The organism is Micromonospora sp. NPDC048898 (genome assembly GCF_043198035.1).
GTDB lineage: Bacteria > Actinomycetota > Actinomycetes > Mycobacteriales > Micromonosporaceae > Micromonospora.
On sequence record NZ_JBICUF010000008.1, the window covers coordinates 116710 to 139511 of the forward strand.

The 22802-nt window shown below is 73.0% G+C and carries 19 protein-coding genes; 5 read left to right on the forward strand and 14 right to left on the reverse strand.

Going from position 1 to position 22802, the window contains the following annotated elements; genetic code table 11:
- Positions 1-3 precede the first annotated feature (3 nt).
- Both ACGFIQ_RS21755 and ACGFIQ_RS21760 read left to right on the forward strand, forming a co-directional pair.
- On the forward strand, positions 4-846 hold the full coding sequence (locus ACGFIQ_RS21755) for an S-methyl-5'-thioadenosine phosphorylase (RefSeq protein WP_393246249.1): 843 nt from the start codon (positions 4-6) through the stop codon (positions 844-846).
- Positions 847-952: 106 nt separating this feature from the next.
- Positions 953-1564 carry a DM13 domain-containing protein gene (locus ACGFIQ_RS21760; protein ID WP_393246251.1) on the forward strand — a complete coding sequence of 204 codons (612 nt, stop codon included), beginning with the start codon at positions 953-955 and terminating at the stop codon, positions 1562-1564.
- A gap of 74 nt (positions 1565-1638) precedes the next feature.
- Here the strand turns inward: ACGFIQ_RS21760 and ACGFIQ_RS21765 are convergent, their stop codons facing one another.
- Complete coding sequence (locus ACGFIQ_RS21765) at positions 1639-1848, reverse strand: helix-turn-helix transcriptional regulator (protein WP_393246253.1); 210 nt, start codon at positions 1846-1848, stop codon at positions 1639-1641.
- Positions 1849-2126: 278 nt separating this feature from the next.
- On the opposite strand from ACGFIQ_RS21765, the gene ACGFIQ_RS21770 reads away from it, so the two are divergent.
- Positions 2127-2342 (forward strand): hypothetical protein, encoded by a 216-nt coding sequence (locus ACGFIQ_RS21770; RefSeq protein ID WP_393246255.1) that lies wholly within the window; start codon positions 2127-2129, stop codon positions 2340-2342.
- 37 nt (positions 2343-2379) lie between these two features.
- On the opposite strand, the gene ACGFIQ_RS21775 is transcribed toward ACGFIQ_RS21770, so the two are convergent.
- Together ACGFIQ_RS21775 and ACGFIQ_RS21780 are read right to left on the reverse strand one after the other, a co-directional pair.
- Positions 2380-2982, reverse strand: a complete 603-nt coding sequence (locus tag ACGFIQ_RS21775; protein WP_393246257.1) for a histidine phosphatase family protein — start codon at positions 2980-2982, stop codon at positions 2380-2382.
- 8 nt (positions 2983-2990) lie between these two features.
- Positions 2991-3635, reverse strand: a complete 645-nt coding sequence (locus tag ACGFIQ_RS21780; RefSeq protein ID WP_393246258.1) for a transcriptional regulator — start codon at positions 3633-3635, stop codon at positions 2991-2993.
- A 100-nt stretch (positions 3636-3735) separates the two neighbouring features.
- Here ACGFIQ_RS21780 and ACGFIQ_RS21785 point away from each other — a divergent pair, with 100 nt between their 5' ends.
- Positions 3736-4905 carry a PEP/pyruvate-binding domain-containing protein gene (locus ACGFIQ_RS21785; RefSeq protein ID WP_393246260.1) on the forward strand — a complete coding sequence of 390 codons (1170 nt, stop codon included), beginning with the start codon at positions 3736-3738 and terminating at the stop codon, positions 4903-4905.
- 143 nt (positions 4906-5048) lie between these two features.
- Here ACGFIQ_RS21785 and ACGFIQ_RS21790 read toward each other — a convergent pair whose 3' ends face one another.
- The 5 genes from ACGFIQ_RS21790 to ACGFIQ_RS21810 all read right to left on the reverse strand — a co-directional run bounded on the left by ACGFIQ_RS21790 (position 5049) and on the right by ACGFIQ_RS21810 (position 10632).
- Complete coding sequence (locus tag ACGFIQ_RS21790; protein WP_357079224.1) at positions 5049-7172, reverse strand: radical SAM protein; 2124 nt, start codon at positions 7170-7172, stop codon at positions 5049-5051.
- 10 nt (positions 7173-7182) lie between these two features.
- Positions 7183-8577, reverse strand: coding sequence for a TfuA-like protein (locus ACGFIQ_RS21795; protein ID WP_393246262.1), 1395 nt, complete (start codon positions 8575-8577; stop codon positions 7183-7185).
- Positions 8570-9736 (reverse strand): YcaO-like family protein, encoded by a 1167-nt coding sequence (locus ACGFIQ_RS21800; protein ID WP_393246264.1) that lies wholly within the window; start codon positions 9734-9736, stop codon positions 8570-8572. The genes ACGFIQ_RS21795 and ACGFIQ_RS21800 overlap by 8 nt, the downstream gene beginning before the upstream one ends.
- A gap of 26 nt (positions 9737-9762) precedes the next feature.
- Positions 9763-10137: a class IIb bacteriocin, lactobin A/cerein 7B family gene (locus ACGFIQ_RS21805; RefSeq protein WP_393246266.1), complete on the reverse strand. Its 375-nt coding sequence runs from the start codon at positions 10135-10137 to the stop codon at positions 9763-9765.
- 132 nt (positions 10138-10269) lie between these two features.
- Positions 10270-10632: a hypothetical protein gene (locus ACGFIQ_RS21810; protein ID WP_393246268.1), complete on the reverse strand. Its 363-nt coding sequence runs from the start codon at positions 10630-10632 to the stop codon at positions 10270-10272.
- A 325-nt stretch (positions 10633-10957) separates the two neighbouring features.
- Here ACGFIQ_RS21810 and ACGFIQ_RS21815 point away from each other — a divergent pair, with 325 nt between their 5' ends.
- On the forward strand, positions 10958-11737 hold the full coding sequence (locus tag ACGFIQ_RS21815) for a MerR family transcriptional regulator (RefSeq protein WP_357079240.1): 780 nt from the start codon (positions 10958-10960) through the stop codon (positions 11735-11737).
- 3 nt (positions 11738-11740) lie between these two features.
- Here ACGFIQ_RS21815 and ACGFIQ_RS21820 read toward each other — a convergent pair whose 3' ends face one another.
- The 6 genes from ACGFIQ_RS21820 to ACGFIQ_RS21845 form a co-directional block, all read right to left on the reverse strand.
- Positions 11741-14773: an ATP-binding cassette domain-containing protein gene (locus tag ACGFIQ_RS21820; RefSeq protein WP_393246270.1), complete on the reverse strand. Its 3033-nt coding sequence runs from the start codon at positions 14771-14773 to the stop codon at positions 11741-11743.
- Positions 14774-14797: 24 nt separating this feature from the next.
- On the reverse strand, positions 14798-16981 hold the full coding sequence (locus ACGFIQ_RS21825; protein WP_393246272.1) for an NHLP family bacteriocin export ABC transporter peptidase/permease/ATPase subunit: 2184 nt from the start codon (positions 16979-16981) through the stop codon (positions 14798-14800).
- Positions 16978-17787 carry an HlyD family efflux transporter periplasmic adaptor subunit gene (locus ACGFIQ_RS21830; RefSeq protein ID WP_393246274.1) on the reverse strand — a complete coding sequence of 270 codons (810 nt, stop codon included), beginning with the start codon at positions 17785-17787 and terminating at the stop codon, positions 16978-16980. Before ACGFIQ_RS21830 ends, ACGFIQ_RS21825 begins: the two co-directional genes overlap by 4 nt.
- Entirely contained in the window at positions 17784-19247 is a 1464-nt protein-coding gene (locus ACGFIQ_RS21835) for a SagB family peptide dehydrogenase (RefSeq protein ID WP_393246276.1), read from the reverse strand. Before ACGFIQ_RS21835 ends, ACGFIQ_RS21830 begins: the two co-directional genes overlap by 4 nt.
- Positions 19248-19299: 52 nt before the next feature.
- Entirely contained in the window at positions 19300-21573 is a 2274-nt protein-coding gene (locus ACGFIQ_RS21840; protein WP_393246278.1) for a TOMM precursor leader peptide-binding protein, read from the reverse strand.
- 149 nt (positions 21574-21722) lie between these two features.
- Complete coding sequence (locus tag ACGFIQ_RS21845; protein ID WP_393246280.1) at positions 21723-22748, reverse strand: hypothetical protein; 1026 nt, start codon at positions 22746-22748, stop codon at positions 21723-21725.
- Positions 22749-22802 lie beyond the last annotated feature (54 nt).

The following is a 22802-nucleotide window of genomic DNA, read 5'->3' on the forward strand; positions in this document are numbered from 1 at the left end:
CACATGTCAGAAGGTAACGCCCGCCCGCCGATCGGCGTGATCGGCGGGTCCGGCTTCTACGAGTTCCTCGACGACGTCACCGAGGTCGCGGTCGACACACCGTACGGGCCGCCGAGTGACTCGCTGTCCGTCGGGAACGTCGCCGGGCGACCCGTCGTGTTCCTGCCCCGGCACGGACGTCGACACACCCTCCCCCCGCACCGCATCAACTACCGGGCCAACCTGTGGGCGCTGCGGGCGGCGGGTGTCCGTCAGGTGCTCGCGCCGGGCGCGGTGGGCGGTCTGCGACCGGATCTGGGCCCCGGCACCCTCGTCGTGCCGGACCAGCTGGTCGACCGGACCAGCGGCCGCGAGCAGACCTACTACGACGGGCGGCGACGCACGGACGGGCAACTCCCCGGGGTGGTCCACGTGCCGTTCGCCGACCCCTACTGCCCGGTCGGGCGGGCCACGGTCCTCGACGCCGCCCGCAACGCCGACTGGCGACCTGTCGACGGCGGAACCATGGTCGTCATCGAGGGCCCCCGATTCTCCACCCGTGCCGAATCACGGTGGTACGGCCAGGCGGGCTGGTCGATCGTCGGCATGACCGGCCACCCCGAGGCGGTGCTGGCCCGCGAGCTGGCGCTGTGCTACACCGCCCTGTCGCTGGTGACCGACCTCGACTCGGGCGTCGAGGTCGGGCACGGCGTGACCCAGCAGGAGGTGTTCACGGTCTTCGCGCGAAGCATCGACCGCCTGCGTCTCCTGCTCGGCGACACGGTCCGGGCGTTGCCACCGGACCAGGCGGGCTGCCCGTGCGGAAAGGCGCTGTTCGGCACGGACACCGGCATCACGCTCCCCTGACCTCCGGGGCGGGGCATCGACAGGGCCGCGCCGACGGCGGCCGTCGTAAGGGTTCCGAAAGGGTTCGCGACCGCTGCGACGGCTGCCGCGGCCGTACGCTGCGGGGGTGGGAAAATCGATCTTCCGGTCGCCGGTGGCCTGGGCCGCTCTCGCCTGTGCCGTCGTCGTGACGGCCCTGGCCCTCTTCTGGTTTCAGCCGTGGAAGCTGTTCACCGACACCTACGTCGACGAGGCGATCCCGGGCGCGGGGACGACGTCGGCCGTCCCCGCGCCGACCTCCGCGCCCCCGGCCCCCACGACCCCGACCGTCACGACCCTGGCCCCCACGACCCCGGCCCCCACGTCGAAGGCCACACCGGCGGCTAACGAGATCCTGGCCTCCGGGACGTTCGTCACCCACGAGCACCAGACGACCGGCAGTGCCGAGATCCACCGGCTCGCCAACGGGCGCCACCAGCTCGTCCTTCGCAACCTGAAGACGTCGAACGGGCCGGATCTGCGGGTGTGGCTGACCGACCAACCGGTCATCCGGGGCACGGCCGGCTGGCGCGTGTTCGACGACGGCGAGTGGGTCGAGCTGGCACGACTCAAGGGCAACAAGGGCAACCAGGTGTACGACCTACCGGCCTCGGTGGACCCCGGTGACTTCCGGAGCGTCTCCATCTGGTGCAAGCGGTTCTCGGTCTCCTTCGGCGCGGCCGATATCAAGCCCACCTGACCTGGCCCGCCCCAACCACGGGGCAGCTCGACACGCCGACTCCAGGCCGGAGCACCGACCCCGCACCTGCCGCTTTAGCGTGCGTCCGGGTCCGCGTCTCGCGCTTGGTGGGGCCGGTGCTCGGTGATCCACGCTTCCACGTCTTCCACCAACCACACCGCTCCCCCAGCCAGTCGATCGAACGGCTCCGGGAAGTCTGGCCGGCCGGTGATCTGCACGACGCGGGCGCGGGACACCTGGAGGCGTTCCTGTAGCTCGGCGCTGCCGTACAGCCTGCGGACCATGGACCGGACGCTATGCGGAGTCGACAGTGTCACATGTGATAGCTGTCAGACTTGACACTGTCGGGTACGACAGGGCACGGTCTCTACAAGGCCCGCACGGACGGCAACCAGTCAGGGCCCTTGGTGAGCGGTCCGGGTACCTGATCAGGGATCGGTGCCCGGACCTGCCCGTTCTGGAGGTAGAGCCCGTGCCCGCTGTCAAGCGCTCTCCGTCGAGTCCGGTGCCCAGATGCGTCGCGCGGTGCTGCCAGGCGCGGCTGGACCTACAGCCGGGGCAGGTGTTCAAGATCGGCCGGAGGGCGTCCGTGCAGTTCGCCGGGGAGCGCGGCCTGGTATTCCGGCTGACGGCGGTGGAGGATCGGCTCACCAGCCATGGCTGGGTCTGGCTGAGCGGCTATGAGTTGGACCGGCGCGGCACGGCGGTGGCGCGGCGAGAGATCTTCGTTCAGCTCGCCGGGCTGTGGGCCACCGTGCCCGAGGTGGCGGGCAAGTGATCGAGCCGCACAATCGCCAACGCCGGCGGCGCGGCCCTCACGGGCGGGTGGCCGAGCGGAACCCCGTCCAGCGCAGGTCACCCGACAGGTGGCTCTGGTCGTTGAACATGACGAGCCTGGGCCACAGGCCGGCCCGGTATTCGAGCACGGTGAGACCCGTGTTCGCGCTGTCCAGGCCGAGCCACCTGGTGGGTGGGGCCGCCAGCGCGTGCCGCACCAGCCACGCGATCGGGTACGCGTGCGTGACGAGCACCTCGTGCGAGTCGGGTTCGGTGCGCTCCGGTGCCGTGGTGAACCGCTCCACCAGGGCATCCGCGGTGCGTCTGCCGGCCGCCGCCTCGGCCTCGTCGTAACCGTCGAAGAAGCCGGCCCAGGAGCGGGGCATCTCGTCCGGGGTCGGCACGTACGGCACGTGGTCGATGAGTTCGGCGGCCTCGGCGACCGGCACGTCCGGCAGGTGCTTGGCGATCTCGCGGGCGCTCGCGGCGGCACGCGGCAGCATCGAGTGCCACACCGCGTCGATCGGCAGACCGGCGAGCCGTCGGCCGAGCAGGTCGGCCTGCCGGTATCCCGCGTCGGTGAGCTCGCCGAAGGCGTCCGCCGCGCCGTGTCGCGCCAGGTAGAGGTGTCGGGTGGCCACGACGGGACCTACCGGCTTTCCGGCTCGACGCCGCGCGCGATCCCGAGCGTCGACAACAGGTCCTCGTGCAGCTCCATCCACACGGCGTGGCACGAGGCGACACCAACCCCGGTCACCCACCGCCCATCCCCCGCACGGGCACGTGCCAGCGCCGCGTCGAACCGGTCGGCGTAGCCGTCGAAGCGGGCCAGCGCGTCGACGAGAGCGCCGACCAGCCCGGTCAGTGCCGCGCCGATCGTGGTGAGCTCGTCCAGCACCCGGCCGTCCCACTGCGGGTCGCTGTGGTCGTTGGACGTCAACCGGTCACCCTCGGCCGGCCGCAACTGCCAGTCGGTGCAGGCCCGGACCAACCGTCCGTTGAGGATCTCGAACTCCTTGTGGGCCCGCTCGACGGTGGCCCGCGCCCCGGTCTGGTCGAGCTCCTCGCCGAGCTTGCGGGAATCCTGTGCACGGCCGCGCTCGGTGAGCGTCCATCCGCTGGTGCCGCCGAATTCGACGCGTGTCACCCACCCATACGCCTCGAAGTCCAACAGCAGCTCGGCGGCCGTCTCGATGTCGACGCCGATGCGGTCGGAGACGGCCGCGTCGTCGGCCACCCCGGCGACCCGCACGGCGTGCAGAACCGACAGGTCCGGTGCTGAGGCATGCGTCATGGTGATCAGCATTCCGACTTCCCCACCGGGCGTCAACGCGGCGCGGGCCCGGTGCGCGTCTTCCGGTCCGGATAGGCTCCCGGGAGCCGGAGGAGGCCCGTTGCTGATCGACCTGACCGACGCCGACCCCGCGACGTGCGGCGGCAAGGCCGCCACGCTCGCCCGGCTACTACGAGCGGGCCTGCCGGTCCCACCTGGTTTCGTGGTGCCGACCGCCGCCCACGCGCGGGCGGACGACGGCCTGTCCGCCGAGCTGATCGACGAGATCGCGAGGGCGCTGCCGCGGCTGGGCACCGGCTACCTCGCCGTGCGATCGTCGGCGACCAGCGAGGACACCGCCCGCGCCACCGCGGCCGGACAGCACGACACCTTCCTGGGCGTGCGGGGCACCGATCAGGTGGCGGACGCCGTCCGCGGGTGCTGGTCTTCGGTGTGGTCCGAGCGCGCCGTGGAATACCGGCGTCGGCAGGGCGACACGAGGTCGCCGGAGGTCGCCGTGCTGGTGCAACGCCTGGTGGACGCGGACGTCGCCGGGGTGCTGTTCACCGGCGACGACATCCGGATCGAGGCGTCCTGGGGGTTGGGCGAGAGCGTCGTCGGCGGCCACGTCACCCCGGACTCCTGGACGGTCTCCGGCGCCGACATCACCCGCCGGTCGCTCGGCACGAAGAGGACCCGGGTCGACCGCACGGTCACCAGGGAGGTGGACCAGGCCGATCGGGATCGCCTCTGCCTCACCGACGACGAGGTCACCCGACTCGCCCAGCTCGGTCGGCAGGCAGCCGACCTGCTGGGCGGCCCGCAGGATGTCGAGTGGGCCATCGTCGACTCCCGGATCTGGATCCTCCAGTCGCGCCCGGTGACAAGCGCCCTCCCCGCCGCGCCCGACGGCGACGAGAGCACGGCCGGCGGCGACGAGAGCGCGCCCGACGGCGACGACGAGAGCGCGGCCCGCACCGGTACGCCCGGAAGCCCCGGTCTCGCCACCGGGCCGGCGCGAGTGGTGCGCGGCCCCGCCGACTTCGCCCGGGTCCGGCCCGGTGACGTCCTCGTGTGCCGCACCACGGATCCGGCCTGGACCCCCCTGTTCGGCGTGGTCGCCGCGGTCGTCACCGAGACCGGCGGCCTCCTGTCGCACGCCGCGATCGTCGCCCGCGAGCTGGGCCTCCCGGCCGTCCTGGCGGTCCCGGACGCGACGACGGCCCTGCCCGACGGCGCGCCGGTGCGGGTGGACGGGAGCACCGGCCGGGTCGTCCTCCTGGGTTCCTGACCTCGGGGACGACCGGAACCGGGCAGCACGCTGCCACCGCCGCCGTGCCGGGCGGGCCGCTGTCACCGCCGGCCGCGGCGGGCGCGCCGCTGTCACCGCAGGGCGCGGCGGGCGGGCCGCGGCGGCCGGCGGTGTCGGCGTGGCTACTCGGCCGGGGCCGGGAGCCGATGCCGGCGGATCAGCCGCTGCCCGATGAAGGTCCGCCAGACCCGGTCGGCGACCGTCGGTTCGACGATCCAGAGCCGGCGCTGCGCCTCGGCGAGGGTCAGCGGCGCGTGGAAGAGATCCAGGAACAGCCGACTGCTGCGGTTGAGGGCGAACACCTGACCGTCGACGCGGCGGAACAGGTGCCGGTCCGCCGGCAGGTCGCCGGGGACGCCGTCCTGTTCGTCGGAGCGGATCCGCCGGTACGCCTCCCAGACCTGCTCGTCGTCGCGGTCCACGAACGAGCCGTTGGCGAGGAACTCGGTCTGGTCGTCGGTGTCGTGCCGGACCCGGTCGTGGGCGAGGACGCCACGCACCGCCGTGCCGTAGCGGTCGTGGTAGAAGAACGTGTGCGGGGTGTCGGTGGCGCCCAGCCACGGCCGGTGGTAGTGCCCGGGGTTGAGGCCGGCCTTGGCCTGCGCGATCTCGGCCTGCGCCGCCTCGGTGACCGGCTCGTCGAACTTGAGCATCCGGACGATGTCCGAGCCCTCCACCGGCCGCACGTTGGTGATGCCGAACCGGTCCGGCTCCTTGGCCACGATGGCGCCCGGGGTCAGCATGAAGTCGCCGAGCCCGCCGAGGGTCCACAGGTCCGGGTTGTCCCGCAGGAAGTTGACGCTGTCCAGCGCCTCCTCGCGGGTCTCGGTGGGGAACCCGGTGAAGCCCATCATCTGCACACCGATGTTGGCCTTGGTCATCGCCATCATGGTGCGCCGCGCCTGCTCCGGCTTCGTGCCCTTGTCGATCAGGTCGAGGACGCGCTGGTTACCGGACTCGAAACCGACCGAGATGGCCACGCAGCCACTGCGCCGCAGCAGCTCGCAGCGCTCGTCCGACCAGTATTTCTCCAGCCGGATCTCGGCACCCCAGCGGAAGTCCAGACCGCGCTCGACGACCCGTTCGGCGAAGCGCAGGATCGTCGCGGGAGCGAGCACGTCGACCGAGAAGTAGATGAACTTGGCGAACTTCGACAGCTCGGTGACGTCCGCGATCATGGTGTCCACCGTGTCCTGCCGCCACGGGCTGGTCGGGCCGTCGGTGTTCAGGCCGTAGTCGCAGAACGTGCACTTGTTCCAGTAGCAGCCTCGCGTCGGCGAGTAGTAGACGAACCGTTCCGGGCTGAGATAGAGGTCCCACGGCAGGCCGGAGAAGTCCGGCACCGGTATCTGCGCCAGCCGTTCGTAGCGCAGGGGCAGTTGCCGCTGGCGGCCGTACTTCGGGTGCAGCCGGACGTTGGGGTGCCCGGCCGGCAGGGTGCCGGTCTGCACCGCGTCCAGGATCTCCGTGTACGCGCTCTCCCCCTCCCCGACCACTATCGCGTCGAAGTCGGCGAGCACCTGGAAGACGTACTCGGGTTTGCTGGCGCACTTCCAGACGTCGGAGATCTCGGTGCCACCCGCGATGAGGAAGACGTCCGGGCAGGCCCGCCGCACGAGTCGTGCAATCCAGAGCGCGAACGGCAACTGCCACTGGTAGGTGACGCTGATGCCGATCACCTGGTTTCCACCGGCGGCCAGCCGGGGGATCAGCACGTCCTCGTAGTACGGCTGGAAGGGCCGGTTGAGCCGGGCGAGCAGCGCCTCGTCGGTCAGCGCGGCCACCGAGCCGATCGAGATCATCGGCGGTGGGTGCAGCCGGAAGCCGGCGTGGAACTGCCCGGGGAACCCGACCGCGCCGAGCGCGTCCATCCAGGAGATCACGCCGTCGACGGCATCCTGGTAGTGCCGGTAGTCGTAGAACAGGGTCGGGTCCTGCAACACCCCGATCGACCGGCGCAGCCGCTCCGGATCGGGGTCGGGCAGGCCGAGCTGGTTCGCCCGGGCCATCAGCGCGTCCGGGCCGCTGAGGTCGTCGGTCGACAGCCGGGACAACTCCCGCCGCAGCCACTCGTACGCCGACGGGGTGTACGAGTGGTGGAACGCCTCGATGTTGGCGTCGATGATCTCCGCCGGTCGGTGCCCCTGTGCCCGGGCGTACGAGTCGAGGTAGTTCAGGGAGTGGTATCCCGAGGTGGGATCGGTCAGCGGGGGGTAGATCAGTGCCGCTTTCACCGTGCCGCTCATCGACGCCTCCTCAGCCGATCCGGGCCGCGGAACCGGCCAGGGTGTCCTGCGCACGGGTGGCCACCGCCGGCAGTCGCGGGGCACCGAACGCCTTGACGTACGCGACGAGCGGTTCGGCCGCGTAACGGAACGCCGCCAGGTCGACGAAGCCCCGGTCCCACGCTGCCGCCTCCAGCTCGTCGACGGCACAGCCCCACAGCCTCGCGAAGTACGTGTCGACGACCTCGGTGCGGAAGTGCAGCCGACCACCGGGGCGGCGGTGCCCCGTCGTCCGAGGGACGAGCGTCTCGTTCAGCGACGCCGCGGTGGCCGCGACCTGTCGCGCCGCGGCCAGCAGCGCGGGGGTACGCAGCGGCGCCGCGACCATCCACAGTGCCAGGCTGCGGTACGGGGTGGTGCCGAACGCCCGCACCAGCACCCGCAGCACCGCCTCGTGCTCGTCGAGACCCCGTTCGGAGTCGGTCAGCCAGTCCCACCCGCTCGGCGGCGCGGCGGAGAGCCCTCGTCGGCGGGCCACCTCACGGGCGTGGTCCTCGACCAGGGGGTCGGCGATGTCGACCTCGGCGAGCCCGGCCAGCACCCCTCGCCGGTGCCAGGCGGGCGACTCGGGGTGCAACAGCATCAGCACCGCGGCGGCCTCCCGGTCGCTGACCCAGTGCCCGCCGACCGACCCTCCGGCGAACCGCGACCGCCAGCTGTCGAGGAAGCGGGTGTGCAGGTTGTCGATCGGCTGGTCGCCGGCGTGCGCCGGGCACAGCTCGGGCGCGTTGTCCGCCGCCATCGACAGCAGTAGTCGCGCGTCGGCGCCCTTGGCGTCGCCGGGGTCCCGCCGACGCCACGTCAGGAACCGGTCCAGCACCGCCGCCGCCTCGGGTGGCGCGCTGCGCTCCAGCGCCCGGTACGACCGCCGCCGGAAGGGCAGGTCCCGCCCGATGTCCAGCAGCCGTACCGCCTCGGCGTCGCTGAGCACGCCGGCCGCGGCGGCACGACGCAGCTCGATCCGGATGTTCACCAGCGGGACGCTCATCGCGCGGTGACCCTCCTCGGCGGGCCCGTGCACGACCGCCACCTCGTCGTCGCCCGTGACGACCCCGTCGCGGTAGAGCTGGAACACCTCGCCCACGCCACGCATCCCGAACGGCCACAGCTCGGCGGCGCGCAGCGCACCCATGCTGGCGGCGCCGGCCACCGTCACGCCACGGTCGAGCAGGTCGAGGATCTCCCGGTGGCGCACCGGCGGGTGTTGCAGGAAGAACCCGTCGACGACGAGGACCCGGTCGCCGGGGCCGACGTCCAGGCGGAGCAGGTCGCCGTGCGCGACGGGTGGCAGCACGACCGCGTCGGGCAGCAGTCGACCCACCTCGTCGGTCGGCAGGCTCGGACCGATGAAGACGACGTCAGTCACGGGGCACTCCCGGTCGGATACTCAGGGCCCGCTCGTCGAACATCCGCAGGCCGGGGGCGAAGACCTTGCTCACCGGTATACCGATGTCGTCGTGCGTCAGGTCGACGCTGAACGGTTCGACGCCGGTGACCCGCTGCACCCGCGACGCCAGCTCGCGCAGCACCTGGGTCACGTCGCCCACGGGTGGCGGGTCCCGACGGATCGGCAGGACGGGCCGGTCGACGGTGGGTGGCGGCACCGGCGGCGCGCCGACGTCGTGGTAGGCGGTGGCGTCGATGTCGTCCCGGGCTCCGGAGACCATGACCAGCCGCGACTGCGCCGCCTCCGACATGGCCCGACCGACGGCGATCTCCGGGTCCACGTGGCAGCCGAAGCCGCCGAAGGTGACCGGTAGGTCCTCCGACCAGATCGAGGCGGCGTAGCACGGCACGCCGATGGCGTTGGTGATGTCGCAGACCTCCACCCAGCAACCGGCCCGCAGCAGCGCCTCGTGCACGGTGCGGGTCATCGCGTTGGTGGCGGTGCCCGGGTCGGCGTAGGTGCGCTCGGCCAACGGCGAGGTGCAGTAGGGGGCGATGCAGTCGCGTTCGACGACCTCCAGCAGGGCGTGCAGGCTGGCCTCGGCGAAGGTGTTCCCGGTGGCCAGCCCGTTGCTGCTGGGGGTGAACAGGGCGCGGTCCCAGCCGCGCCGGATGGTGAAGTCGAGTTCGATGGTGGCGCGGGGCACCAGGCACCGCGCACCGGTCACCAGGCCACGGCCGGCGACCCAGTCGAGTTCGACGGCAGGGGTCAGGGGTGACCGTTCCGCCAGGTGCAGCCACCGCACGTCGTACGGCAGGTCGAGCGCCTCGGCCGGGGACCGGACGACGGTCCCCGGCCGGAGGTTCTCGGCATGCCAGGACTCGATGCTCTCCATGACCGCGCTGACCCGGGCCTGCGTCGCCGTGGCGCCGGTGCCGACGCTCACCGCCATGGTGGCTCCGACCGGCCGGTAGGCGACGTGCACCGGTAGGCCGATCTCGTCGAGCCGGGTGATGTCGGCGACCCGGGTGATCCGGAAGCGGTCGAGCATGCCACCGATCCGTGCCCAGGTCTGCTCCACGGTGGCCGTCCGGTAGGTGCCGGATCGGAACGCGATGCTTTCGGTCGTGTCAGTCATTGAGGCTCCCGGCGGGGGTCAGGAACTCAGAGGATGAGGACGGCGATGATGTTGACGTTGTTGTCGGCGATCGGGGCCACACCGCCGGCGACCGACTCCAACTCGGCCTCGGTCAGCTCGTTGAGGTCGACGAGCGGCACCTCGGGCACGTGCAGCACGTGCAGGCCGGGCGTGCCGGCCCAGTCGGCGACGATCTGGTCCTTGGTGTAGAGCGTGGCGGGCTGGGCGCGGTCGACCTCGACCCGGGAACCGGCGGCGACCGGCAGGCCGGCGGCCGTCGCGTAGCCGGTCGGGTCGGCGAGGAGGCGCTGCAGCTCGTCGTCGCTGCGCCACACCGCGGTGACCAGTTCCGAGTACTTGGTCACGAACCTCGCGCCATATTCCTGGTCGTCGTTGCTCATCGTTCGGTCCTTTCCTCGGGATCACTGAGGCGGTTTATCGCTGTGGCGAGAACGTTACGAAGATCGAGGTTCGACAATCAATGACTGCCATCAGAATCTGCCGCGCCGACCGGTGGGCGGCAGACATCGGTGTCAGGTGCAGCAGCACGGGCAGCAACAGGCACAGCTGGGGTCCAGGCCGGCGACGACGCTGTCCAGCTCGTCCTCGGCCAGCTCCGCCTGCGCCACCGGCAGCAGCGAAGGCACGAACAGCACGAACGTGCCGGTGGTCCCCGCCGACTGCCACGACTCGACCTGCGCCTCCAGGTCCGGGTCGGCGTCGGCGACGTCGCGGACCACCCGGACCTGCACGTCCTCGGACAGGTGCAGCCCGTAGCCGGCGAGGAACCCCCGCGGGTCCCGGTCGAGCGCCTGCTCCTTGACCGGGTCGGCCCAGACGTCGGCGACCAGCCGGCTGTACGCGGCCACGAAGACCGCTCTATCGACAGGTGTCACACCCTTGCTCCCTTCGACGGTCGACCGCCGGCGGCGGCGACAGGCAGCGCGGGAGGTTCCCCAGCCGCCGATTTCGCTTCATCGTGGGCCACCGGCGGATCCGGTCCGCGCAAAGAGTGGGAATTTCATCGAATGTGGCCGCGAAAAGGTCGCGCTGCGGCGAAAGCCGGGTAATTGGGAATCGGCGACAGGCGGCGGCGAGCGATTCTAATGATTGTCACCACTGTGGACAAGTAGTAATTCCTCGCCTGTCACCCGCGCGGCTTTCGCACCTACGCTGCGATCGGCGGACCGCCTCGGAGTGACAGCGGTTCGACGGGGTGCCGTGTTCCGTCACCGAGTGCTGCCGGAGGCGATCGTGACCATCGACCAGGTGACGACGACGCCCGGCGGCCCGGCCGGGTACAGCGTGGAGGAACTCGCCCGCAAGGTGGGGATGTCGCCCCGCAACATCCGGGCCCACCAGGCCCGGCGGCTGCTGCCCCCGCCGGTGCGGCGCGGCCGGACGGCCCTCTACGACGACTCCCACGTCCGCCGGCTGGACGCGATCCTCGCCCTCCAGCGGCAGGGCTTCAACCTGGTGTCCATCGAGGCGATGCTGGGGGTCCGGGCCAGTGACGAGGCGCCCGACGGGCTGACCGCGATGTTGCAACGCCTGACCGCCGACCGTCCCGCGCTGGCCCACGCGCTGACCCGCCACGGCGTGATCGGCCGGACCACCGACGGCACCGTCCGCACCGTCCGGCCACGACCGCTGCGCGCCGCCCTGGACCTGCATCGGGTACGCGTGGGCACGGTGCCGGCACTGCAGACGCTCAGCGAGGTGCTGGACAGCCTGCGACCGGTGGCCGACGAGTTGGTCGCCGCCGTCACCGCCCGCCTGCTGACCCTCGCTCCGGAGCTGGTCCGCAGCGACGCCCGGTCGTCCTGGGCCGAACTCGACCGGGAGACCCTGTTGCTGACCCAGGGCGTGGTCAACGTGCTCACCGAGGCGTTCCGGCTCGCCGTGGAGAACCAGTCGGAGGCGCACGTCGCCGAGTTGCTGGAGAACCACCTCGACACGGACGTGTGCCTGGAGGACAGCACCGTCATCGACAACGGCTGACCGTCAGCTCGTCGCGGGCTGCCCGTCCGCGTGCCGGCTCCGCACCACGGTGTCGGGCCGCTCCGGTTCGGTCAGTAGCTGCCGTCGCGCCAGCCGGTGGAACAGCCCGTCCGGGTCACCCATCAACTCGTCGAAGGTCCCCCGCTGGACGATCCGCCCCGCGTCGAGGACCACGATGGTGTCCGCCGTGCGGACCGTGGACAACCGGTGGGCGATGACCACCCGGGTCGCGGCCAGGGCGGCGGTGCTGCGGCTGACCACCTCCTGGGTCCGGTTGTCCAGCGCGCTCGTCGCCTCGTCGAGGTAGATGATCCGGGGCAGGGGCGCCAACGCGCGGGCGATCAGCACCCGCTGGCGCTGCCCGACGGAGAGCGTGCCGCCGCCGAAGGGCACCATCGTGCTCATCCCCATCGGCAGCGCCTCCAGGTCGTCGGCGAGGCCGGCCATCCGCGCCGCCTCCCAGACCTGGTCCAGTGGGAAACTGCCGGCGCCACAGATGTTGTCCCGCACCGAGCCGGCGAAGAGCTGGCCATCCTGCAGGACCACCCCGCACTGCCTGCGGACCGCGTGGACGTCGAGTTCGGAGAGGTCCTGGCCGTCGTAGAGCACCGCGCCCTGCTGTTGGCGTTCGAAGCCGAGCAGCAGCCGCAGCAGTGTGGATTTTCCGCAGCCACTCGGACCGACGATGGCGACGAACTCACCCGGGCGGACGTGCAGGTCGATGTCGACGAGCACCGGCGGCTCGTCCGGCTGGTAGGCGAAGGTGAGCCGGTGCAGCGCGACCTCGCCGCGCAACTCGCCCGGGTCCACCCGATCCGGCCGCGCCTCGGGTTCGGCGCGCAGGATCTCCCGCAGGCTGCCCAGCCGGGGCACCGCCGCGATCACCTCCACCCCGGCCGACACCAGCACCAGCAGCGCGCCGAGCAGCATCGCGAAGCCGACGTTGAGGATGAAGAAGTCGGCCGGCGCGACCCGACCGGCGAGCGGCCCCATCAGCACGGCGAACAGGACGAGCTGACCCGCGATCGGCAGCACCGTGCCGAAGGCGACCAGGCCCGCCTGGCTCTGCCGGACCCGCTGCAGCGCCGCGCGGGCCGTCGCGGCCACCTCCGACCAGCGCGCGTGCGCCCGGGTCTCGGCGGCGGCCAGTTTGATCTTCACGATGCCGCCGAGCAACTGGTTGGTCATCGCCGCCGCCCGGTGCTCGGCGGGCAGCGCGGACCGTTGCCGACGGACGATCAGGACGGCGAACGCGCCGAAGGTCAGCATGGTGACCGCGACGATCCCCGCCCCCCACAGCCCGAGCACGGGCTCGACGACCAGGAGCATGCCGAGGGTCACCGCGACGGTCGCGGCCGCCGAGACGAGTTGCGGCAGCAGCGCGCTCAGTGCCTCACCGACGAACGAGATCCCCAACATCGAGTTGGCGATCTCACCGCTGCTGCGACCGGTGAAGAACCGGGCCGGCAGCCGCATGAGCCGGTCCCAGATCGCCAACTGCGCGCCGGACTGCAACCGGCCGTCCAGGCGCAGCAGACGCAGATTCTGCACCACGCCGACCAGCCCCGCGACCACCGCCGCGCTGAGCATCAGCGCGACGAAGCCGATCAGGCCGTTCACCTCGCCCTGCCGGGCCAACTGGCCGAGCACCTCGCCGGTGGCCAGCGGCACACCCAGGCCCAGCAGTGCCACGCAGGTGGCGGCAAACAGCAGACCCCGCACGTCGCGGGACGCACCGACCAGCCCGGCCCGCAGCAGGTGGCGCATCCGCGCGGCCGGCGGTAGCGGTGCCTGCACCTCGGTCGCCTCGGCGGCGAACGTCGCGGCCACCGTCGCGTCGATCGCACCGTGGGCGCGGGTGTCCGGGTCGACGTGGTGGTAGCGGCCACGGCGGAACACCAGCGGCACCGCGACCGCGTGCTCCGGGTCGGCACCGGCCCGCCACCCCACCAGCGGCCCCAGGTCCCGCCGCCACCAGCGCTCCGGCAGCCGCACCTCGCGCAGGAACAGGCTGGATGCCCGGGTCACCGCGTGCACCGCCGCCCGGTCGTCAAGCGGCGCGCGACTGCGGTCGGCCGGCTCGTTGATCGGGCTGCCCATCCCCTCCGTCACCACCCGGAGCACCGAGGCCGCCCGCCCGTACCTGTCGAAGCCGGCCTCGGTGTCCGGAACCGGCACCGCACCGCCGGCGCCGATCACCCCGATCGACCGGCGGGCCGCCGCGGCGAGCACCGCGGCGTCGGTCTGCCGGCGGCGCCGCACGGCGCTCAACAGGGCCGCGTCGGCCTCCTCGATCCGGGTCTCCACCATCCGCAACAGCCGGGCCACGTGCTGGTCCACGGCCGCGCGGAGCTGACCGTTGACCAGCAGGTCCCAGCTGCCGTGGCTCTCCACCGCGCACGGCGACTCGGCCACCACCCAGTCCCGCTCGGCGACCAGCAGCAGCTCCCGCTCCCCGGACATCTCCGCCGGACCACCGTCGTTGCGGCGCAACTGCCCACCGGCACTGCGCAACCACCAGGCGCCGCCGGTGGAGGTGAGGGCGCTCCCCTGCGCCAACGAGATGATCTCCCGTCCGGACAGGGTGGACGCCTCCCGGGGCGCCTGCCCGCGGCGCAGCGCGTCGGCGATGGTGACAAGCACCAGGTCCACCGCGGCGACCAGCTCCGTCGCGGCGGTCCGGGCCCGCAGCGCCGCCCCCTCGTCCGGCGCGCGGCCGAGCCGGACGTGCCGCTCCAGCAGGGACAGGTGCCGCCGGGACAGGCCGCGCAACTCCGTGTCGGGCAGCGGCACCAGGATCAACTGCCACGCACCGATCGCGGTGGACGTCGGCACCAGGCCACCGGCCGGCAGCCGGGCCACGTGGTGCCGCCGCGAGGGGCTCAACCCGGCCCGACGCACCGCGAACAGGTCGGCCTCACCCCCGGTCACCAGCCAGCCGGCCGCCGGGCCGTCCAGGCGGCAGACCTGGCGTACGCCGTCCGCGCAGAAGCCGATCAGGCCGCCGGCCGGGAAATCCTGCACCGCGCCACTCATCAGCGTCTCCTCGGATCGTCGTGGTCAGTGGTCCCGGACCAGGCGCGCGTACGCCCCGTCCTGGGCGACCAGTTGCTCGTGGGTGCCCCGCTCGACCTCCCGACCGCCGTCCAACACGACGATCAGGTCGCAGTCGCGGACCGTGGAGAGACGGTGGGCCACGATCAGGCAGGTCGCACCCCGCCGGCGCAGGTGCCTGTCGATCCGGCGTTCGGTCTCGGCGTCCAGCGCGCTGGTGGCCTCGTCCAGCACCAGCACCCGGGGGTTGCGCACGAGCGCCCGGGCGATCTCCAGCCGCTGCCGCTGACCACCGGAGAAGTTGCGGGCGTTCTCCCGCACCGGGCTGCCCAGGCCACCCGGACGCGCCGCCACCTCGTCGTAGAGGCACGCGTCGGTCAGCGCGCCGACGACGTCCTCGTCGGCGACGGTGAGGTCCCACATGGTGACGTTGTCCCGGACCGTCCCCTCGAACAGCCGTTGGTCCTGGTCCACCATGGCGACGGTGGCCGCCCACAGGCCGTCGTCGGCCGCCGTCCGCTCGACGCCGTCCACGGTGACCCGGCCGGTCCAGGGACGGTACAGCCCGGCGACCAGCCGACCCACAGTCGACTTGCCGCTGCCCGACCGCCCGACGAGCGCCACCCGGGCACCCGGCGGCAGGTCCAGGCTGAAATTCTGCAGCAGTGGACGGCCCAGCGGGTTGTAGCCGAAGGTCACCTCCTCGATGCGCAGGTGCCCCTCCATCGGTGTCATCGGCTGGGCGGGCCGCTCCGGCACCGCCGGCAGCGGATACCGCTCCACGTCCCGCAGCCGGTTCAGGTCGGCGCTCATGTCCTGCAACCGCGAGCCCAGCGCGGTCAGATTGCCCAACGGCCGGTTCATCGCGGCGGCCAGGCTCTGCATGCCGACCAGCACGCCGACGCTCATCGCCTCCGCCACGACCTGCCGGCTGCCCAACCCCAGCAGCACCGCGGTCGTCCCCGAGGCCAGCAGCGCCGGCAGGACGGACAGCACCGCGGTGGGCACCCCCAGCCGCTGCTGACGGGTCGCGACGGTGGCGTGGCGCGCCGCGAACCGGGCCACGGCGCGTTCCTCCTCACCGCCGGCCTTCACCGTCTCGATCATCTGAACCGTGGTGTACACGGTGGTCACCAACTTGCTGCGGTCCGCCTGGAGGCCGGCGACGGCTGTCGACCGGGTCGAGGCGACATAACGGAGCACGCTGACGTTCAGCCCGGCGAGCACCACCGCGCACAGCCCGAGCAGCAGGTCGTACTGGCAGAGCAGTGCCCCGTACGCCAGCACCAGGCCGGTGTCCACCACGGTGGTGGCCGTCCGGCGGGTCAGCACCTCGGCGACCACCTCGTTGCCGCGGACCCGCTGGCTGAGGTCGGCGGCCTGCCGTTGGTCGAAGAAGGTCGGCGGCAGCCGCAGCAGATGTCGGAAGAACCGGGCGGCGCTGCCGAGGGCCAGCGCCGTCTCCGCGCGTACGGTCAGGCGTTGCTGGAGCAGGCTGGCCAGGAAGGTCAGCACGGTGGCCACCGCCACCGCCGCCACCAGGCCGGCGAACGCGGCCCGATCCTCCTGCAGCAGCACCCGGTCGACGAAGACCTTGGCCATCACCGGGATGGTCAGACCGACCACGGCGATCAGGAGGCCGAGCAGCAGCATCTGCGCGATCGCCGAGCCCGGGCCGCGCCACCGCTCGGCCAGCGCCCGCACCAGCCGGTAGCGGGTGCCGCCGGGCCGGAACTCCGGGCCGGGTTCCATGGTGAGCGCGACGCCGGTGAACGCGCCGTCGAACTCCTCCCAGCTCACCGCGCGGGGGCCGGTGGCCGGATCGTTGATGAAGACCTTGCGGCCCAGCCCCTCCAGCACCACGAAGTGCTCGAAGCGCCAGAACAGCACCGCCGGCAGCGCCACTGTGGCCAGGTCGGCCAGGTCCATCTGGAAACCCTTGGCCACCATCCCGTACCGGCGGGCGCCCTTGAGCACGGTGGCCGCGGTGGAGCCGTCCCGGCTCACCCCGCACACCCGGCGCAACTCCTCCAGGGGCACGTGCCGGCCGTGGTGCGCGAGCAGGATGCCCAGCGCGGCGGCACCGCACTCCACCGCCTCCATCTGGATCAGGGTGGGCGTGCGGACCCGTCGACGCCGGATCCGCGGGATCTCCGGCGTGCCGCCGACGGCTGTCGTCGGCGCGCTCATCGGCGCAACAACCAGTCGATCGGGTGTTCCCGGTCCACGGTGAACCAGGCGGTGACCTCGCTCGCCGAGTTGAGCTGGAACGGCGGCGGGGACTTGGTCCAGCGCAGACCCCCCGGTGCGGCCGGGTCGGGCTCCAGGGCGACTGTCACCCGCACCACGCTGCCGCGGGCGAGCAGCCGCCGGACGTCCGGCCCGGTGCCCAGGAAGGCGCGCAGCGACGCCTCGGTCTCCGGGAACGCGCCGACCGTGGTCACCTGCCCGGCCAGGGTGCCGAACACGTTGCGCGGCGCGGCCGCGGCGGCCACCTCGACGGACACGCCGGGTTGCAGCAGCGGCGCGGCGACGGCGGGGGCGTAGACGACGGCCTGCAACGCGTCCCCGGCGGTGTCGAGCCGTTCCAGGTCGGCCAGGTGCGTGCCCGGGGTGACGATCTCGCCCTCGGAGACCAGCCAGGAGACGACGTACGCGTCACCCGGCGCGGTCTCCACCCGCACCTTGCCGTCGGCCGTGCGCAGACTGTAGAGGGGGGTGCCCTTCGGCACCCGCTGGTGCGGTGCCGCCCACACCTTGGTGACCTGACCGCTCTCCAGCGCGTCGAGGGCGGAGATCCCGTTCGAGTGGATCAGCACCCCGGCCGCCTCCACGGTCCGGGGGACCACCGTGCGCACCGACCAGACACCCGCGGCGACCACGACGATGACGAGCGCGGTGGTGGCCAGCCAGTTCGGCACCGTGGTCAGCCGGACCGCCCGGTCCAGTTGCTCGGGCGCCTCCAACTGGCGCAGCGCCTGCCGCCGGAACTTCATGGCCGGCCCCCCGCTCCCGCCGGGCCGGTGGCGCGGCGCGAGCCGAGCAGGAAGTCGGCCACGCTCGGCTCGACGAGCGGGTCGATCCCGGACAACTCGGCGAAGGCCTGGGAGTCTCCGGCACCGAGGGCGCACGGCGCCAACCCCATGGCGGTGGCGACGAGATACATCTGCTGGGTCAGCACACCCGCGTCCTTGAGAATCATGGCGTAGCTCATCCCTTCGTACTTCCACATGAGCCGCTGCACCCGGGCGGTGACCACCAGGACCGTCTGCGGCGGCCGGGGCAGGGCGCCGGCCGCCCGGGCGTACGCCAGCAGCCGGTCGGCGGCCGGACCCCAGCCGGCGACCGGCTCCAGCCGGTGCCCGACCGCGTCGTAGTGGTAGAGCCCGGGATCCAGCCCGGCGCAGCGCGCGACCAGGGGATAGATCTCCAGCTCGTAGACCCCGCCGCCGCCCGGGTAGGGCCGCTGGCCGACCTCCTGCCCGCCGGCCTCGCCGGCGGCGCTGGTGTGCTGCGACCGGTGCAGGAACTCGGCCAGCCGTTCCAGGGGCAGCGGCGCGGCGTCGTCGTGTTCCCGCACACTGCGCCGGTCCGTGACGACCTGGCTGAACGCCGGATCCGCCTTGGCGATCGTCGCCAGGTCCGGCAGCGGCAACTCGACAGCCCGGCCCCCGTCGTACGGGCGGCGCAGCGGAAGTGGTGCGAAGCGCTCCCGCATCCGGTAGGTGCCACCCACCGGCAGCGCGTGTCGACCGGCCCGGGAGCGGTGGTGCAGCCGCAGCTCCTCCGGCGACCAGTAGGCCAGCGGCGCGTCGTCGCACTCCGCCTCGAACTCGGCGTCGGTGACCAGGATCCGGGCGGTGGCCAACTCGTCGAGCACCCGGCCGGCAGCCGCCGCCGACACGCCGAGCGTGCGGGCCACCGCGTCGGGCCCGACGCCCGGCACGGCGGCGGCCAGCACCGCGCCGAGGGCGGCGTCGGCGCAGCCGACAACGAGGGTGCTCAGCGGTGACGCGGCCACCAGCATGCCCCGTTCGGGCTGGAGGGCGGCGAAACGGGAGAGCCGGTAGCGGACCCCGGGTGTGTGCAGGCGGCTCTCCGGCTGACTGCCCCGACCGAGGCCGGTGGGCACCAGGTCGAGCAGCGGCCGGTCGTCGACCTGCAGGCGGCGCTCCAGCCAGGAGTGGGCGAGCAGCCGCCGCAGCAGCAGCTGCGCGGGCAGCACCCGACTCTCCCCCTCCAGCCCGCTGATCAGCCGACCGACCTCGACGTCGTTGACCCAGTCGGCGGCGAGCCGCAGCAGCAGCGCCCGCCGGCCCATGCCCGGTTGCTCCAGGGTGAGCTGGAAGCGGGTCTGGCGCAGGGTCAGCGAGCCGTCCTCACCGAGCCGCAGTTCCGCGTCCCGGCGCAGCCGGTACGACTCCTGCACCGGCGGACCGCCGAGGGTGCCGCTCACGGCGACCGCCGACCGACCGGATCCACCATGCCTGTCATCTGCGTGTCCCTCACTAGAAGAAGACGTTCAGCGGATTGGCCGACGTCTCGTCGGCGGCCAGCGGGCCCCGGCCGAGGCGGGCCGGCACGTCCCACAGCCGGCCGGGACCGAGTCGGCGCCAGAAGTGCCGCAGCCCCGGCACGACGACCTTCACCACGGCCAGGTCGACGTCCGGACGGGACTGGTCGACGACGATGACCTCCAGGCCGGCTTGCTCCGCCCGGCGTACGCACCGACGCACGTCGTCGCCGACGTCGCCGGTGGTCAGCGCCGGGTGGTCCGCGGCGGTGCGCGGCGGCCGGGTGGAATCCGGGGCCAGCCAGGGCTGGTCGGCCACCCGCACGCTGGTGAACCAGCGCGCGGTGTCCGGATCGTCGACGCCGTACCGGTTGCGGGTGGCGGTGGGTCCGGCGACGGCGGGCAGGAACTGGTTCACCTCGGTGAGCGCCCGGGTCAGCGCGACCCGCGCGTCCAGGTGCGCACCGAAGCCGACAAGCACGTCCTCCGGCCCCGCGTCGACCCGCCGGGACACCGCGGCGAACGTGGGTACGCCGAGGTCGGCGGTCAGGTCGAGGGCCCACAGCTCGCGGCCCAGGGCGGTGGCGTGGTGGTCGACGCAGGCGGCGGTCCACGGGTCGGCGAACGAGGCGAGGTCCACCCCGGGCATCCGGGACCGGTGGTACCACCACAGGGCCACGCTGTCGCGCTCCACGAGTTCGCAGAAGCCCTGCAGGATCGCCTCGGACAGGGTGCCGCCGGCCGCGCAGCCGTTCGAGTCGGCCGAGCACACCCCCAGCCCGGTCAACTCCGGATGCCCGTACCAGCAGTGCGCGGCGGGCAACTCGCGCGGTGTCCGCCGGGTCAGCGACCAACCGGTGGTCCAGTCCAGCTCCACCTCGTCGGGCAACGGGCGGGGAACGCGGTGCAGGTGGCCCAGGTCGCGGTTGAGCCGATCCCGGTCGGCGTACTGGCGTTCCGAGAACAGCAGCAACTCCCGCAGGTGCACCGCGCGGTCCGGACCGAGTTGCCGGTAGGTCGCCCGGTGCACCGGTCGGTCGCCGCGCCACACCCCGCAGTAGCGCTCCACCGCCTCCCCGACCGCGCTCATCCGGGCCTGCAGGTCGGTGCGGCCCTTGCCGCCGCTCTGCCCGCGCAGATTGCGGCGCAACGCGGCGAGTTGGCGGGGCTGGGCGAAGTTGTGCCCGGCCGAGTAGGTGTGGGTGACGCCGTTGTCGGTCGCCTCCAGCGGCGTCAGCCGGCTCACCACACCCAGATACCGGCTGACGTGGTGCACGAGCGCCGCGTACGCCTCGGCGGGTTCCCGGGTGCGGGAGTCCCCACCCCGACTGGGCTGGGTGCCGCTGGGTGGCAGGTCGATGCGGGGCTCGGCCTTCCCGACGAGGTCCGGGTCGCCGCAGGCGGGGCACTGCGGCTGGCGTACCAGTTGGTGGCTCTCCGTGCTCAGGTCCCGGGTGTCCAGGGCGACCATCCGGCCGGTGAGGCGGGGTGACGTGCCCCGGACGGCCAGTACGGCGAGTTCGGCGGCGAGCAGCCCGGCGGCCGTGGTGGCCAGTCCGGGCAGGACCGCGCGGCCGGGCTGCGGTAGCGGGTCGGTCAGGTCCTGCCCGTCGAGGAAGGCGTTCACCTGTTCGTTCTCCTGCCACCGTTGCCGCAGGCAGGCCCAACAGCCGGTGCGGCCGGGCACGAGGTGCGGGCCGAGGAAGACGACGTTGCCGTGTGGCCGGGCCAGGGTCCAGGCGCGATCGGCTGCCAGGTGGCGGTCGTTGATCAGGGCCAGCCGGGGGTCGAGCATCGACGACGGCAGCACCAGCACCTGGGCGCTCGGGTCGGGGTCCGTCGCGTCCGGTCCGACCACCGTCACGGCGAGCCCGAGGGCGCGCAGCGCGTCGGCGGTCTCGGCCGCCCGGGGCGCCCCGAGGTCCACGATGGTCACCGGGCCGCCGGCCATCCACTGTTGTCCGGCCTCGGGCGGGACTCCGCGGGCGTCCCAGCCGGCGGCCTCGGCCGGCGAGGTGTGCGCCGGCCCGGACACCAGCAGGCCGTGGTCGCGCAGCCGGGCGAGGGCGGCGGCGACGGCGGCGACCGGGTGGCGGGTGGCCAGCCGGGCCACCACGTCGGCCAGCGGCGCGGCGCCGTCGAGCTGGCCGGCCAGGTCCGCGGCCACCGGGTCGTCGATGAGGAGGCTGCGGGTTTCCCCCAGCACCACGAGCGGGCCGTCGGGCAGCCGCACCGGCACGTAGTCGGATCGGAAGCGCGGACGCCACATGGTTCCTCCCGGGCCTGGTGGCCGGACCGCGGCACCGCCGGCCCCGCCGGCGATCACGGCTGCTGCCATCGTCGCGGTCGGTGGCGTCGGATCCGAGTGATGCCACCGGTTTCTGCCGTCGGCGCCACGGTGCACGCTCGGCGGCCGGGTCAGCCGGCGGTGACGGTCAACGCGCTGTCGTTGAGCCCCAGCACCGTCGTGCCGTTGGTCTGCGCCGGCACGAGCAGCACGAAGGTCTCCACCCGGGTGACCCGGACCGACTTCCCACGGACCGGGGTGCGGTGACCGGTGGCGATCAGGTCGGGGCTCTGCGGCACCATCTGGACGGTGGCCGGGCCGCCGGGCGCCGGGCGCAGCGTGTCGGTGGCGTGGATGGTCAGGAAGGTCAGCGTGCCGGTCGGCACCGCGACGGCGCAGTCCGACCACTCGGCCCTGTCCATCGTCCGCCGCACCGCCGCGCCGGCCCCGGCGAGTTGCTGCCCGTAGACCTCCCAACCGCCGGCGAACTGGCCGTCGAGCAGTGGGCTCGACGCGACCAGGGCCCGGTTGCCCGTCGTGGACCCGATGCTGCGGGCGAACACCTCGGCTTCGAGGGCCCGGCGGCTGGTCTCGTCCAGGGCGGTGCCACCGGCCGTGGCCGGGCGGCCGTCGATGCTCCGGGCGGCCACCAGCGACGGTTGGGTGACCTGCACGTTGTGGCTGAGCTGCCACTGGTTGTCGGCACCGCGCACGAACTGGCTGACGTCGGTGGGGGCCAGCTCCGAGCCGCTCAGTCGGAGGGTGGCCGTGACGACGAAGCACGTCGGGTCGCCGGGCGGCACCGCGAAGGCCGGGTTGATGTGCTGGAAGGACGGTTGTGGACGCTGGTTGTAGGCCGCCCGGCGAACCGCGGCGATGCTGAGGTCCAGCGAGGGCGAGACCTCCTGGGCCCGTAGCGCCTCGACGTCACCGGCCACCGAGGCGGCGGAGTCGGCCTGGTCGAAGGCGGTGAGCACCAGCGCGGCCCGGTCCCGACCGAAGGCGGCCGAACCCTGCGGTGCGGGGGTCGCCGCGTCCACCGGCTCGCCGCCACAGCCGGCCAGCACCAGCAGCGCCACCACGGCGGCGCCGATCGGCGTGGCCGGCACCGGCGCGGTGAGGGTACGCGGGCTCCTGACGGATCTTCTGCCCAGCATCTCGTCCTCCATCCACCACCGGTGCACGGGAATCGCGCCCGATGCAGTCGAGTA